Annotated in this window: 11 protein-coding genes and 1 tRNA gene; 5 read left to right on the top strand and 7 right to left on the bottom strand. The window is 37.2% G+C overall.

Annotation, left to right across the window (positions count from 1 at the left end; translation table 11 throughout):
* Positions 1-80 precede the first annotated feature (80 nt).
* The 4 genes from ACTQ46_RS10590 to ACTQ46_RS10605 all read right to left on the bottom strand — a co-directional run bounded on the left by ACTQ46_RS10590 (position 81) and on the right by ACTQ46_RS10605 (position 5,600).
* Positions 81-1,331: an NAD(P)/FAD-dependent oxidoreductase gene (locus ACTQ46_RS10590; RefSeq protein ID WP_441749723.1), complete on the bottom strand. Its 1,251-nt coding sequence runs from the start codon at positions 1,329-1,331 to the stop codon at positions 81-83.
* 204 nt (positions 1,332-1,535) lie between these two features.
* Positions 1,536-1,611 (bottom strand) — tRNA-Val (locus ACTQ46_RS10595).
* A gap of 324 nt (positions 1,612-1,935) precedes the next feature.
* Positions 1,936-4,629, bottom strand: coding sequence for a calcium-translocating P-type ATPase, SERCA-type (locus tag ACTQ46_RS10600; protein ID WP_441749725.1), 2,694 nt, complete (start codon positions 4,627-4,629; stop codon positions 1,936-1,938).
* 194 nt (positions 4,630-4,823) lie between these two features.
* Positions 4,824-5,600: an MBL fold metallo-hydrolase gene (locus tag ACTQ46_RS10605; RefSeq protein ID WP_441749727.1), complete on the bottom strand. Its 777-nt coding sequence runs from the start codon at positions 5,598-5,600 to the stop codon at positions 4,824-4,826.
* A gap of 233 nt (positions 5,601-5,833) precedes the next feature.
* Between ACTQ46_RS10605 and ACTQ46_RS10610 the strand changes: the two genes are divergently transcribed.
* The 4 genes from ACTQ46_RS10610 to ACTQ46_RS10625 all read left to right on the top strand — a co-directional run bounded on the left by ACTQ46_RS10610 (position 5,834) and on the right by ACTQ46_RS10625 (position 10,443).
* Positions 5,834-7,144 (top strand): glutamate-cysteine ligase family protein, encoded by a 1,311-nt coding sequence (locus ACTQ46_RS10610; protein ID WP_441749728.1) that lies wholly within the window; start codon positions 5,834-5,836, stop codon positions 7,142-7,144.
* A complete protein-coding gene (locus ACTQ46_RS10615; protein ID WP_441749730.1) occupies positions 7,137-8,462 on the top strand; it encodes a glutathionylspermidine synthase in 1,326 nt (441 codons plus the stop codon). The genes ACTQ46_RS10610 and ACTQ46_RS10615 overlap by 8 nt, the downstream gene beginning before the upstream one ends.
* Positions 8,463-8,668: 206 nt before the next feature.
* Positions 8,669-9,598, top strand: a complete 930-nt coding sequence (locus ACTQ46_RS10620; protein ID WP_441749732.1) for an alpha/beta fold hydrolase — start codon at positions 8,669-8,671, stop codon at positions 9,596-9,598.
* Positions 9,599-9,600: 2 nt separating this feature from the next.
* Positions 9,601-10,443 carry an alpha/beta hydrolase gene (locus ACTQ46_RS10625; RefSeq protein ID WP_441749734.1) on the top strand — a complete coding sequence of 281 codons (843 nt, stop codon included), beginning with the start codon at positions 9,601-9,603 and terminating at the stop codon, positions 10,441-10,443.
* Between the two features lie 276 nt (positions 10,444-10,719).
* On the opposite strand, the gene ACTQ46_RS10630 is transcribed toward ACTQ46_RS10625, so the two are convergent.
* Positions 10,720-11,337: a hypothetical protein gene (locus ACTQ46_RS10630; RefSeq protein ID WP_441749735.1), complete on the bottom strand. Its 618-nt coding sequence runs from the start codon at positions 11,335-11,337 to the stop codon at positions 10,720-10,722.
* Between the two features lie 150 nt (positions 11,338-11,487).
* On the opposite strand from ACTQ46_RS10630, the gene ACTQ46_RS10635 reads away from it, so the two are divergent.
* Positions 11,488-12,699 (top strand): MFS transporter, encoded by a 1,212-nt coding sequence (locus tag ACTQ46_RS10635; RefSeq protein ID WP_441749737.1) that lies wholly within the window; start codon positions 11,488-11,490, stop codon positions 12,697-12,699.
* 368 nt (positions 12,700-13,067) lie between these two features.
* On the opposite strand, the gene ACTQ46_RS10640 is transcribed toward ACTQ46_RS10635, so the two are convergent.
* Together ACTQ46_RS10640 and ACTQ46_RS10645 are read right to left on the bottom strand one after the other, a co-directional pair.
* Complete coding sequence (locus ACTQ46_RS10640; RefSeq protein WP_441749739.1) at positions 13,068-13,232, bottom strand: hypothetical protein; 165 nt, start codon at positions 13,230-13,232, stop codon at positions 13,068-13,070.
* A 42-nt stretch (positions 13,233-13,274) separates the two neighbouring features.
* The gene (locus tag ACTQ46_RS10645) at positions 13,275-13,547 is read right to left on the bottom strand and encodes a hypothetical protein (protein ID WP_441749741.1); all 273 of its coding nucleotides are present in this window, start codon (positions 13,545-13,547) and stop codon (positions 13,275-13,277) included.
* Positions 13,548-14,206: the final 659 nt, after the last annotated feature.

Consider the following 14,206-nt stretch of genomic DNA (forward strand, 5'->3'; position numbering starts at 1 on the left):
CCTAGTCCAAATCAGGTATTTTGATTTGGCAACAGGTCTCATGCCACTCGTTTCCCAATCACGATCTCTTCCGTGATTGGTTAGAAACGATCGGCCACACTTCTTTTAAAAGCTCTTACACACTTCTTATAATTTTTTTCTCTCGGATATTTTGTTGTATAGGCTAGGGGGTGTTCTTTTTCTTCCAAAAAGTCGGCGATAATCATAGAGGCCATAACGCTGTAGCAGGTTCCGTTTCCGCCATAGCCGAAGGCGTAGTATTTGTCTTTATTTTCTTCGTCTCTTCCGATAAAGGGAAGGCCGTCTTTGGATTCGCCGAATACAGATTGCCAGCGGTGGGCGATCTTTGCTTTGAAATCCGGATAGTAGCCGCAGATGGTTTCGTATATTTTATTTGTTTCTTTTTCGATATTTTCTAAAGAGGAGAGTTTTTCTCCTTTTTCATCTCTGCCGCCGGCGATAACACGGTGATCTTCCAGTTTTCTAAAATACACATAAGGATCTTCATCATCCCAGATCATTTCTTCCTTTCCCCAGAGTTTTTCATGGATTTTTTCTGTTACAAAGGAGTAGGTTGTATTTCTTTCTAATGCTTCTTCTATGTTCGGATAGACATCTTTTGCATATCCCATGGCGAGGATCAGTTTTTTTGCATTTATAGTGAAAGAACCGCTTGTTATGACAAACCCGTTCTCTTTTTCCGTGATTTTATCAGCAGGAGCGTTTTTATATACCTTTACTCCTCTTTTTAGATTCTCTTTGTGAAGAGCCTGAACCATTTTAAAGGGATTGAGTTCAGCGTCGCTGCCGGTTTTTAAAGCACCGTAAGCGTGGATATTATAATTTTTTTCTAAAGTTTCTTGATCGATATATTCGGAAGGGAATCCGTAATGGTTTAATATTCTATTATTTTCTCTTAATTCAGAAGTGTTTTCTTCTTTTGCAGCCAATAGAAGACTATGGGTTTTCTTATAGCCCGTATCCTCTGGAAGACTTTCTGCGATTTCCCCAAGCCGTTTCATTGCTTCGATAGATAGTCGGTAGAAATCAACAGCCTGTTTTTCGCCAAAGTTTTCGATCATTTCGGGAAGAGAATCATCGGAATGATACTGGATAATCCCTGTATTTCCATCGGAAGATCCATATCCTGGAATTTTTTTGTCGATAACAGCCGTCTCAAATCCCCTTAACCCCAGTTCATGGGAAATTAAGGCCCCGCTCATGCCTCCTCCGATTACGAGTACATCTATATCAAAATCTTCTTTTAGTTCCAAATAGTCCGTGTTTTTTCTCGTCTCGTCCCAATATAAATCACCTAGATGCAGTTTCATAGTTTTCTCCTTGTATTTAGTATTATTAATTGTATATACCCAAAGAGGCAGGAGAATTGTAAAAAAATAAGATTATAATAAAGAGAACACATTATATAATTAAAAAGATTCCGGTCTATACTAGAACAGGAATCTTTGATTCTTTTTTAATTTTAGTATTTTACAAATAAAAAAAGGCTAGAAACTAACGTTTCTAACCTTTCATGGTGGACAGTACTGGACTTGAACCAGCGACCTCTTCGATGTCAACGAAGCGCTCTACCAGCTGAGCTAACTCTCCCTATGGAATAAATACAGTATAGCATAGTTTAATGTTTCGGTAAATTAAAGGAAGGGCTTTATCTGCCCAGAAACGAAAGGGTAGTTTAAAGGGATAAATTAGAAGAAAATAATCTTTTAAGACTCTTAGAGAGGATTAATACCCTAAGTGCAGAATAAAATTGTGCAGCGGTATTTTTCAATAATATTTATACCATGCTATAATTAACTTAGCCAAATCAGTTAAGCTGAAAACATATGACAGAAAAGTTCCCGTCCGGCAAGATGGGGCTTTTTCATTTTAAGAAAAAAAATCTCCTGAGAATTCTCTCAGGAGATTTTTGTATTATTTGTCTCTTCCTGGTTTGAAGATGGCTTTTCTTGCTTCGTTTAATACGAATGGAAGAAGTGCACATGGAAGGATTACTGCCCAGTGTTCTAATCCTAACGTAATCGTTTGGAATAGAGGCTGAACAAATGGTACATAGATTACGATAAACATTAAGATGAAGGCAAAGGCAACAGCTTTCACAAGTGTCGGGTTCGAGAAGAATCCGATATGGAAGACTGTGTACTTTGGACTTCGGATAGAGAATACTTTTGTAAGCTCTGCAGTAATCATTGTTGCAAAGGCAACTGTTCTTGCAGACTCGACATGTCTATCGAAATGTCCCAATGCATAGTAATAAGCAATCAATGTTCCCACTGTAATACCCACAGCTAATGTTAATACTTGGATAATAGCATCTCTGTTTAAGATCGGCTCGTTCGGATCTCTAGGAGGCTGCTCCATAATATCTTCGTCTCCTTTTTCAACGCCAAGTGCAAGGGCTGGGAAGGAGTCTGTTACCAAGTTGATCCATAATAACTGAATCGGAATAAATGGAGTTGGAAGATTCATAAGGATCGAAATCAATACAACCAGTACTTCACCGATATTGGCACTTAGAAGGAATGTAACGAATTTTTTAATATTAGAATAAATAATACGTCCTTCTTCTACTGCGTTTACAATCGTTGCGAAGTTGTCGTCTGTTAAGATAACTTCTGCAGTATTTTTCGCTACGTCTGTACCTGTGATTCCCATGGCAATACCGATATCTGCTTTTTTAATAGCAGGAGCATCGTTTACACCGTCTCCTGTCATGGCAGTGATTTCGCCGTTTTGTTTTAAGGCGGTTACGATTTGAACTTTGTTTTCTGGAGAAACTCGGGCGAATACTCGTGTATGTTTTACAACTTCCCGAAGTTCTTCTTCACTCATATTATTAAGCTCGCGGCCCATAATAGCATCTTCTTTGTTGTCGATAATGCCTAGTTCTTGAGCGATGGCAACAGCTGTTTCTAAATAGTCTCCTGTAATCATAACAGGAACGATACCTGCAGATTTACATTCGGCAATAGCAGCTTTTGCTTCCGGTCTTGCAGGGTCGATCATACCGGTAAGACCTACGAAGATCATTTCATTTTCGATTGAATCTGATGTTAATTCAGCTGGCATTGTATCGTGGATTCTAAATGCATAAGAAAGAACACGAAGAGCGGAACTTGCGAATTCGCTGTTTTTGTCAGCGATAGCTTTTCTGTCTGCTTCTGTAATATCTACTACTTTTCCGTCTTTTAAAATCTTTGTACAGCGTTCTAAGATAATGTCGGGAGCACCTTTTGTAAAGGATACTGTTTTTCCTTCGATAAAATTATTGTGGAAGGTAGACATCATCTTACGTGTTGAGTCGAACGGAATTTCTTGAATACGAGGATACTGAGTATTGGCATTTGCCTTATCGATATTCATTTTGCTGGCGAATGTGATTAAAGCTCCTTCTGTAGGATCTCCCATTACGCCGTAATTTCCTTCTTCTTGTGTAATATCTGCATCGTTTGTAAGTACAGAAATATTCAATAATGTATAAAGGCTTTGAACGTCGTCGATTTTAATATCGTTGCCGTCGATAGTCATCGTTCCTTCTGGTGTATAGCCTGTACCGGAAATATCGATTACTTTATCGTCCACAAAGGCTTTTACAACGGTCATTTCGTTCTGCGTTAAAGTACCTGTTTTGTCACTGCAGATAAATGTTGTTGTTCCTAATGTTTCTACAGCTAAAAGCTTTTTAACGATAGCATTGTTTTCAGCAATTCTCTGCATACCCATAGATAATACGATGGTTACGATAGCAGGAAGTCCTTCCGGAATTGCCGCTACTGCAAGAGAGATAGAAGTTAAGAACATTTCGATTAATTCGTGTCCATAAAGCATACCTACTACGAATACGATAATACATACACCGACTACTAAGATTCCTAAGAATTTACTCAACTGAGCAAGTTTCTTTTGAAGAGGAGTCATTTCGTCTTCTTGTGAAGCTAGACTTGTAGCAATCTTGCCGATTTCTGTTTTCTCTCCAGTATCTACAACGATTCCCATGGATCTACCATAAGATACAATTGTGGAACTGTAGGCCATGTTCTCGCGATCTCCGATTTCTACAACACCTTCATAGTTTTCCTCTGCAAATTTATCCACAGCTACGGACTCTCCAGTTAAAGAGGATTCGTCAATTTTCAAATTATAGCTGTCAAAAAGTCTAAGATCTGCAGGAACGATATCTCCTGTTTCTAGTTTTACAATATCTCCGGGAACAAGATCGGATGATGCAACACTTTGTTCTTTTCCAACACGAATAACTTTCGCTGTTGGAGAAGCCATTTTCTGCAAAGCTTCTAGCGCTTCTTCGGCTTTGCCTTCTTGATAAATACTAAGAGCTGCGTTTAATACGACAATTGCTAAGATGATAACGGAATCGATCCATTCACCTACGATACCTGATAAAACTGCTGCCACTAAAAGAACGATAATCATTGGATCTGTAAACTGTTCTACGATCTTCGCAAGCATTGATTTTTTGTCTGCTTCCTGAAGTTCGTTTCGACCATACTTTTCAAGGTTTTCAGAAACCTTGGAACTTGTAAGGCCGGTTCTTAGATCAGTACCTAGTTCTTGGCTCAGCTGATCAGGGGTTTTGTTATACCACTCCATATAGTTTCCTCCTGTTGTTTTTTTAGGCAGTAACATAAAAAGACCTTCACCTATACCGGCAAAGGTCTTGCTTCCTTTTTAGGTTGCCGGCCGGGATCTGCATCCGAAATGACGACCAAGCATAGTAATTAGCTACTCCCCTTATAAAGGCTATTATATAATAATTTAAGCCTTTTATCAATATTTTGATGTAATTAATCCTGTATATCTAAAAGAATAATAAACTCGTCGCCAAGATTTTTGACCTCGCGAATTTCTGTAGGGTATTTATCCTTGTATTCTTCATAGAACCTTGCAGTAAAGGCGCAATCGTCTTTAAAGTGCAGAGGGAAGATCATTTGAGGTTCGATCAGTTCCAAAAACAATCGGGCTCCTTTGTCGTAATTGTCTTTCAAGCGGGGATCGATGGGGAAAAATGCAATATCGATGCCTTCGTCTATTTTTTGGATTTCCTTTAAGAAATCTTCTTCCATCTCTTTTCTTTCTTCCGGACTGTCTTCCGGCCAGATCCAATTGTTCAAATCTCCTGCATAAAAAAGAGTCAGATACTCTAAAGACAAGGTGTAAGAAATTCCCTGATCTGTAGACCCGAATGTTTTAATCGTGAAGTCTTCGATATCCAGAACTTCGTCGGGCTTTACAAAATAGACATTGTCGCTGTTTCTTAAGAATTTCAAAGCAGAAATATCCACATCTTTATTTTTGTCTTCTAAATAAATGATATTGTCTTTTTGTAAAAGGTCTTGGATGTCGCTGGAAAGGATATAAATATTTTCTTCCGGGTTTCCAATTTCAAGGATCTTTTTGCTGAAATGATCGTAGTGGGAATGAGTAGCGATAAAAATCAGTTTTTTATTCTTTGGATTTTTTGGAAGATCTCCTTCAAAATAATCAAATATCAGGATATAATCTTCAAATTCCATGGTGTAGCAGCTGTGATATATAAATTTTATCTTAATTTCTTTTTCCATAAACGGGCTCCTTTGGCTTTTCTACTCCTATCTTATCATCTAATGAAAAAGAATGAAAATAAATAGAATATCCCTTAAAATGAGTAGGATTATTATATAAGTTTTTAATAAACGGGTATATATAATTTACTTATATCATTTTGTTCCATGAAATAGATTTATAGAGAAAATATCTATTCTGAGAGCGGTTTTCTCGTATAAGTATAAGAAGGTATGAAAGAGGGTTGAAAAGTATGGATTATCAAAAGCAGATTGATGCTGTTGTACAATATATAAAGTCGGGAGAAAAAAAGGAAGAAAATTTCTCTATCGGTGTAGAAATGGAGCATTTTATTCTACATAATGACAGTTTAAAAACTGTATCCTATTATGGGGAAGAGGGAGTAGGAAGTTCTTTAAAAGAAATTGCCAGCTCTCCCGATGCCCATGATATTTATAAAGAAGAGGACCATGTTTTAGGCTTAAGCCGTGAGAATGTAGATATCAGCACGGAACCTGGGAGCCAGTTTGAAGTTGCTGTTGATTTTGATATGAATATCGGTGTTTTAGAAGAAAGATACACAAAATTTTTAAAAGAAGCAGTGGAAATTTTTCAAAAGAAAGATCAGAGAATTGTTACATTGGGCTATCATCCTGTTACTGCAATCGATGAAATTAAAATACTGCCTAAGAAACGCTATGATTTTATGTACAATTATTTTAAAACAAAAGGAAGCATGGCTCATAATATGATGAAGGGAACCTGTGCTCTCCAGATTATTATAGATTTTAAAGATGAAGAAGATTTTAAGAAAAAATACCGGGCAGCCAATATTCTTTCCCCTGTACTCTATGCTCTTTTCGATAATTCCTATATTTTTGAAGGGAAAACTTATCCAGAATACAATCTAAGAGAGAAAATTTGGGAAAATACAGACAGTGATCGTTCCGGCATTTTTGACTTGGCTTTTAAAGAAGATCTTTCATATAGAAGCTATGCAGAAAAAATAGTAAATACCCCTCTTATTTTTATGGAGGAGAATGGAGCTCAAGTTTCTTCCGGAGATAAAACCCTAAAGGATGTTTTGGATCCAGAAAAAGAAAATGATGATTTGATCTTCCATGCGCTGTCCATTGTCTTTCCGGATGTTCGGGTAAAAAGATATTTAGAACTTCGGATGATGGACTCTGTTCCTTATCCTTTAAATTTCTCCTGTATCGCTTTAATCAAAGGGCTCTTTTATAATGAAAAAGCTCTGGATCAATTTTTAAAGGATACAAAAGATGTTTCTTACGAAGATGTAATGGATGCTAAAAAAGAAACGAGAGCCAAAGGTCTTCAGGGACTTTATAAAGATCAGACAATATTAGAATGGGGCAAGAAGATAACGACCCTTGCAGAAGAAGCCTTGTCAGAAGAAGAGGTGAAATGTTTAGAGCCTTTAAAAGAATTATTGAAAGAAGGGAAAAATCCCCGAGATCAATTTGAAGAGATATATAATAAAGACGGTTTAAGAGAAGCTGTCGATTCCGTAACAATGACCCGGGAGGTACTGGATGCATAACGATAAATACGCAATAGAATATTATGAATTATTAAAAAAAGATGAAAAGAAATATTATGAAGATTACAAAGATTTAGTGGAAAAAGTGAACAACTCCAGCGCCTATTATCACGGAGAGCCGATTCCTGTGACGTATCAAGGTTTTTTCTATGATAAAACAGCAAAAGCGGATTTTCAATATATGGCAGATATGCTCATGTCGATTACGAAAAAGATTACAAAGGAATATGTAGAAAATCCGGAATATAGAAAGCATTTCCGTTTTTCAAAAGAACTGGAAGAACTGATTGTCCACGATCCAGGGTACGATATTCCGGTACCTATCTGCCGATATGATGTCTTCTACAGAGATCGTGACGAGTTTAAATTTGTAGAATTCAATACAGACGGCGCTTCCGCTATGAATGAGGATAATACGATCGGAAAGATCATGCTTGAGACAAAGGGGATGAAGGAGTTCTCCGAAAAGTATCATCTTGAGAATGTAGAAGAAATCCACCGCTGGGCGAAGGATTCTGTAGAACTCTATAAGAAAGTTAAAGGAAAAGAGAAACCAAATGTAGCCATCGTCGATCATCTGGAAATCGGAACTTCCAACGAGTTCGAAGAGTTTAAAAAAGCCTATGAGTCCTTAGGGGTAAACTGCGAAATTATCGATATTAGAGATCTTGAGTATAAAGATGGCAAACTTCAGCATAAAGGCTATGAGATCGATCTTGTATACCGAAGAATTGTTACAGTAGAGTTTATGAACCTTTATGATGAACTGGAAGAGTTTAGAAAAGCCTATCTCGACAATGCCTTTTTAATGCTGGGCTCTTTTAGAAGCCAGATTATGCATTATAAATTGACCTATAAAATCTTCCGTTTAGAAGATACAAAGAAAATTCTTACAGATGAAGAAAATGCATTTTTAGAAGAACATATACCTTATACAGAAGAATTTGCAGCAGAAGAAGATTTAGAAATCGTCAAGAAAAATAAAGACAATTATATCTTTAAACCTCTTGATGCTTATGCTTCCCAAGGTATCTATGTAGGACGAGACCACAGCCAGGAAGAGTTTGAAAAAATAGCCGAGGAAATACTGGGAACAGGATATATCTATCAGGAATATTACGATCAGTATCCTTTAAAAGTAGTAGAGTTTGATAAAGAAGGAAAACTTCAACTGAATGAATTCGGTGCTGTAGTAGGGATGTTTATCTATAATGAACAATTTGTTGCCCCATACACAAGAATCGGACAAGACAATCTGATTTCCGGAGCAAGAAAGTACTATACAACGCCGAATATCTTTATTAAAGAGAACGTTTAAAAAAAGTGTGTAGTGTGAGAGAGGGGAGAGGGGAGTTGAGGTAGAAAAGCGTAAAGACTTCGCTTTTCTTTTTCAATGATAAAGGAAAAAGACAGGACGTAGGTTATAGGAAGTAAACTTTTTTAAGCCTTTGGCTTAAAAAAAGTTATCCATCCCTACAGCCTATTGCCTATTCCCTAACCCCTATCTCCAACAACGGAGACGAGATGATTAAAAGAGAAGAGATGTATTTTCTTTCTTCTGAAGGAAAGAGAAGGATAAAGGTATATATCTGGAGAGCGGAGAATCCGGTTGGGATTCTTCAGTTTTCTCATGGAATGAAGGAGCATGCACTCCGCTATCAGGAAATGGCGGAGTTTTTTGTCGAGAGAGGATTTACCGTACTGGGCAACGATCATCTAGGACATGGAAGAAGTACATTATCCAAAGGGGATACAGGGTATTTTGGTCTTCCGGATGGAAACAAATATCTTGTGGAAGATCTTTATCGAACCTTTCTTTTAGGAAAGAAAGAAGGAGATCTGCCCTATTTTATTCTAGGCCACAGCATGGGGTCTTTTCTTCTTCGGGAATTTCTTTTGGAGTATCCGAAGGAAAAACTAAATGGAGCTATTCTTATGGGAACGACGGAAGTGGCAAAACCTTTATTAAAAGCAGGCATCGCATACACTTCCCTTACGAGAAAGTATATCGGGGAAGAATATAGAAGCCCTGTTTTAAAATCGATCATTCTTAATTTCAATCGAAAACTCGCCAGACATCATACTCCCTTCGACTGGATTTCTTCTATAGAAGAAGAGGTTCAGCACTTCGCAGAAGATCCTCTCGTCCAGTTTGACTTTACAGCCAACGGCTATCACTTTTTACTGGAGGCCATGGAACGGATGGATCCCTTAAAAAAAGAAGACGCAAATCTTGCAATTCCTCTCTTTATTGTAAGCGGAGAAGAGGATCCTGTAGGAGAATTTGGGAAATGTCCCAAAATTACTTATCAAAAATACATTCAAAAAGGTTATACAGATGTTAGCCTGAAATTATATCCGAACAACCGCCATGAGCTCCTTCATGACCGAGATAAAGAACAAGTACTAGAAGATTTATATCAGTGGATGATAGAACGCAGAGAGGAAGAATAGGAATGAGAATTGTTGAAAAATATCTTTCAGAAAATAAAAGCATAAGACTAAGAGGGTATCTGTTTGAACCTCAAGGAATCCAGACAAAAGCTTGGACTCCTGAAAAAAGACCGGCTGTACTTATTCTGCCTGGAGGATACTATATGTACTGTTCTCAAAGAGAAGCAGATCCTGTGGCAGTAAGCTTTGTTCAAAAGGGATATCAAGCCTTTATCCTAGAGTATTCCTGCGGAAAAGAGTCAGAGTATCCTACACCTTTGCTGGAAGTTTCAGAAGCGGTCAGCTGTATCAAAGAAAATGCCGATGATTTTTTAGTAGATACCGAAAATATTACACTTGCAGGATTTAGTGCAGGAGGACATCTTGCTTTAACCTATGGATCGAGCTTTTTTAGAGAAGAGTTTCAGGAAATAAGCGCAAAGACAGAAGAACAGCTGGCAGTTTCAAAGATAATCGCCGCTTACCCTGTAGCAAATCTTAAAGCCCTCTATGAACGTACAAAAGATGTGGTGGATGCAGAAGGAAAAGTCGGAGAAATGTTTACAACATACGAAACAAGAAGAGATCCTATTGCACTTCTAGATCAAAAAATGCCGAAAACATTTCTGTTTACAACATTAGAAGACAAACTTATCCCTGCTTCCGATACAGTAGAATATGTAAAAAAGGCGGCAGAAAAAGGAATCGATATCGAGTTTCACCTTTTTCATAACGGAAACCACGGACTTTCCACAGGAGACGATCTTGCAAACTACGGCAGGGACTATCCGGAAAGAGTGGGAAAATGGATGGACTTGGCTTTTTCCTGGCTTGAGGAAGAGCTTAAAAATAGTGTGAAAGTGTGAAAGAGGGGAGAGGGGAGTTGGTGAGGAAAAATGAAAGGGATCATTTTTCTTCAACCCCCTCACTGAAGCCCTAGCTGAAATCAGGTATTTTGATTTGAATGCAGGTCAGCAGATCATGCCGCTCATTTCCTAAGAACGATATTTTTACATTCTTGTCTAGAAATGATCCGCCTCATTTTCTTTTATAAGTTTCCAAAATATATTTTGACAAACAAAAGGAAAGTGATGTTCTTCCACTTTCCTTCTTTAACTCCACTCTTTCTTTTCAGACTCACTCTATTCTTTAAAAGATAAAACAACTCCGTCGGCTAATACTTCTCTTACTGGGATGAACTTGTCGAGGGTTCGGCCGGTACTATTCCATCCGTCTGCGATGCGGTAGTAGCGGCCTTTTTTGTTTTCGCCGACTCCGAGAACCAGGACTGCGTGATGATGGTATGTTTTATGATTAAATAGTCCGATGATCACTGGGTCTCCCTTTTCGATATTTCTTTTTACCCAGCCAAAAGTTGCCGGCCATATTATTTTTTTGCTTTTTGGAAGAGGCTTTTTCTCTTTTTTAAGATATTTCAGGATGCCGATCATTGCACCCAGTCCGATTTGCCCGCCGATAATAGGAAGTCTCCCGATGTCGGTATCCAGCTGATAGAAAGTCTGATCCAGCGGTTCCATTAATATTCCTCTTACTCGTCTTCTTTCTTCGTAATAGCGAAGGAGATTTAAAGAAGCAGCGACCTCGCAGGTGTTCTTATCGATGGAAGAAGTGAAATCCGTCATAAGAGAAGGAGCGAAGTCTTTTTTTAATTCCGGATAAATAGCTAAAGAATTTCCGAAAAGATAAGGAACATTGATTTCAAAGTATTTTTTAGAAGTTTTATGATTTTCAGGATTCATTAATGTATTCTCCATTTTGTGTTATGTTTTCAATTTCACTTGTATCTTATTGTATCAAAGCGGATGAAAACTCACTATAACTAGTTTATCCATTTTATGTACTAAAGCGATTCTCCATGTTATAATCAATACATATTGAAGGAGGGTATTATGAAAACAAGATGGAAACAGCTGATACTGGGAACATTAACGATGCTATTATTAGGACTTATTTATGCTTGGTCTATTTTTAGGGAGCCTTTGCTTGAAAGCTTCCCGATGTGGTCGATGGCGGATATTTCTTTGACCTTTACTGTTTCGATGATAATGTTCTGCTTAGGAATTATTGTTTGCGGAAAACTTTTAGAGAAGATGAAGCCGAGATGGATTTTGTTATTATCCGGGATATTAATTTGTATCGGATTTATTGCGGTGGCTTATTCTTTGTATCTACATGATCCACAAAGCAGTTTAGTGAGATTATACATATTTTATGGCGGATTCTGCGGGTTCGGCGTAGGAACAGGTTATATTGCAATTCTAAATGCTGTTGGTGCTTGGTTTCCTGAAAAGCCAGGACTTGCAGGAGGAATTCTTTTAATGGGATTCGGCTTTGGAGGACTGATCTTAGGTTCTATAGCCGATGCGATGTTTGATTATTTAGGTTTTTTATGGACTTTATTTTATTTAGGAATTGCTTTTTTAATCGTCTGTACATTAGTGAGTTTCGTGTTACGAAACCCAACGGAAGAAGAAATGGCGGCATTATCCGTAGGAAAGAAAGGATCCACAGAAGAAGATCATTCCTTCACTACGGGACAGATGCTTCGGACAAGCTATTTTTGGCTGTTTATTATATTTGGAATCTTTTGTGCTTCTGGAGGACTGATGGTGATCAACTCCGCAGTTCCTATAGCTACTCATTTTGGCGCTTCTGCTGCAGTAGGACTGATTGTTTCTATATTCAATGGGGGCGGAAGAGTCGTTATCGGTATGATTTTTGATAAATTCGGCACAAGTGTTGCTTTGATTTATAATGCCATTCTCTTTATTATCGGCGGGGTTTTGTTAATCCTTACAGCTATGACTGGAAATGCTCTTTTATTATGGCTTGGTCTTCCGATTATCGGAGTAGGTTATGGCGGTTTTCCAGCACTTGCTTCTGCAGTAGCGAGAACAAGATGGGGAAAAGCCCACTACTCTGTAAACTTTGGAATTATAAGTTCAAATCTAATCGTGGCAGCCTTTATGGGACCTTACCTATCCGGACTGCTGCAGGATTTATCCGGCAACTTCAACTCTACTTTCGTGATGATTACAATTTTCGGAGTAGTTGCCTTTTTGTTGGCACTTGTTATGGTAAGAAAAGAGAGAAGAGGATAAAAAAGGATAAAAAAGGATAAAAAAGAGTGAAGAGTCTTAGAGTGATAGAGTGAAGATATTGACGAAAATAATAGGATCATTTATTTTATACATTTGAGAAGAAGCAGGCTGCTTTTTTGGGAGAGAAGTCTAATATCGGATGTTTATTGATAATAGAAGTCGAACTTTATTTTAGTTTTTAGATAGAATTAAAATATAAGTATTTTAAAAAAAAGGAAAGTGATGTTTTTACACTTTCCTACCTCAACTCCACTCTTACACTCTATTTTCCAACCTCTTTCACAATGTTTTAATATATTTTTCTCAAAAAGAAAAGAAGACCTGTCTCAGAAGAGAAGGTCTTTTTTTAATAAGGGTTTTGGTTGTTTTTAAAGAAGTCTTTCGTAATAGAAAACCCAAATGATACCAAAGAGTATGGATAGGGAAAGAGTTTCGTAGTTTTCTTTTATAATTTCAATGAAAAAGGAATCTTTCTTGTTTTCTACCCGAGCTATGGTTTCCTGATCTTTTTGAATTTCAAAATCAGATCCCATCCAGTCTCCTTCTAAAGCGATCCTATCCGGTTCGATCACATACTAGCTTTTTAGTTCTTTCATCTCTTTAGCCAGGGTGACTTTTTCGCCGCCTGCAGTGATGAAAAACTGAACCAAATCATATAATCCAAAGCGGTATTTTTTCTCTGTGATTTCTCCGACTTCTTCATCTTTTTCATTGGTAATCTTGAGACGTTTCTTTCCTAAGGGTCCTTGTATCAGTTCTCCAGAATATCCTGTCGGATCTCCGCCTTTTGTAAAGATTTTTTGAAGTTTTCTATCTATTATTTCGTATTCAACCTTAAATGTCTTCATAAGTCCTCCTTAATCCATAAGATTCTCCTTTAAAGTTTTTTATAGTAATAAAATTGTTTCGAAAATCAGATATGCAAAATGTTTATTTGTAAAATTTGGAGCTTATTTATCTACTAATTATTTTAAGTTTACTTATCCTGGACGTTTTTATCAAACTTTTTTATTTCACCCCCCACCCCTCCGAGAATTCCGATTATGATCAAAACTAGCACTTTCCAAAATTTACTTCTCTTTTTTTTCATAATAATACCCTCCTAGTATATTTATTATTATAAGTATACCCAATAGGGAAAAGCAAAAGTAATATATTAGAATCTTAAAAAAATTATTTGTTCCTTTTAGGAATCCACTCAAAGGATTGTAATGAAAAATATTTTATACAGAATTAAAATCTCGTAAAAGGCTATTCATAACTGTGTTTATCATAAAGGTATGGAGATTCGTAAGGGTATTAAATTTTTTTAAATACCTTATCTTCACTCTACCACTCTAAGACTCCTCACTCTTTCCTTAGGCTCTAAGACTCTTTTAAGAACAAAACCCCCGCAAAAATGATGTGTACCCATAAAACTGGACACAATATTAAATTAATTATTTACAAGTGGATGCTAGCCTATATTTTGTAGGAGGCATCCATTTTGTTTTGCTTTGAATTCTTT

It is taken from the genome of Gallicola sp. Sow4_E12, from assembly GCF_052116305.1.
Lineage (GTDB): Bacteria > Bacillota > Clostridia > Tissierellales > Peptoniphilaceae > JBQKLI01.

What these genes read in the sequence shown, in the direction of transcription:
- ACTQ46_RS10625 (WP_441749734.1), top strand. Translation starts at nt 9,601, where the DNA reads ATGAGAATTGTTGAAAAATATCTTTCAGAAAATAAAAGCATAAGACTA.
- ACTQ46_RS10610 (WP_441749728.1), top strand. Translation starts at nt 5,834, where the DNA reads ATGGATTATCAAAAGCAGATTGATGCTGTTGTACAATATATAAAGTCG.
- ACTQ46_RS10615 (WP_441749730.1), top strand. Translation starts at nt 7,137, where the DNA reads ATGCATAACGATAAATACGCAATAGAATATTATGAATTATTAAAAAAA.
- ACTQ46_RS10645 (WP_441749741.1), bottom strand. Translation starts at nt 13,547, where the DNA reads ATGAAGACATTTAAGGTTGAATACGAAATAATAGATAGAAAACTTCAA.
- ACTQ46_RS10635 (WP_441749737.1), top strand. Translation starts at nt 11,488, where the DNA reads ATGAAAACAAGATGGAAACAGCTGATACTGGGAACATTAACGATGCTA.
- ACTQ46_RS10640 (WP_441749739.1), bottom strand. Translation starts at nt 13,232, where the DNA reads ATGGGATCTGATTTTGAAATTCAAAAAGATCAGGAAACCATAGCTCGG.
- ACTQ46_RS10630 (WP_441749735.1), bottom strand. Translation starts at nt 11,337, where the DNA reads ATGAATCCTGAAAATCATAAAACTTCTAAAAAATACTTTGAAATCAAT.
- ACTQ46_RS10620 (WP_441749732.1), top strand. Translation starts at nt 8,669, where the DNA reads ATGATTAAAAGAGAAGAGATGTATTTTCTTTCTTCTGAAGGAAAGAGA.
- ACTQ46_RS10605 (WP_441749727.1), bottom strand. Translation starts at nt 5,600, where the DNA reads ATGGAAAAAGAAATTAAGATAAAATTTATATATCACAGCTGCTACACC.
- ACTQ46_RS10590 (WP_441749723.1), bottom strand. Translation starts at nt 1,331, where the DNA reads ATGAAACTGCATCTAGGTGATTTATATTGGGACGAGACGAGAAAAAAC.
- ACTQ46_RS10600 (WP_441749725.1), bottom strand. Translation starts at nt 4,629, where the DNA reads ATGGAGTGGTATAACAAAACCCCTGATCAGCTGAGCCAAGAACTAGGT.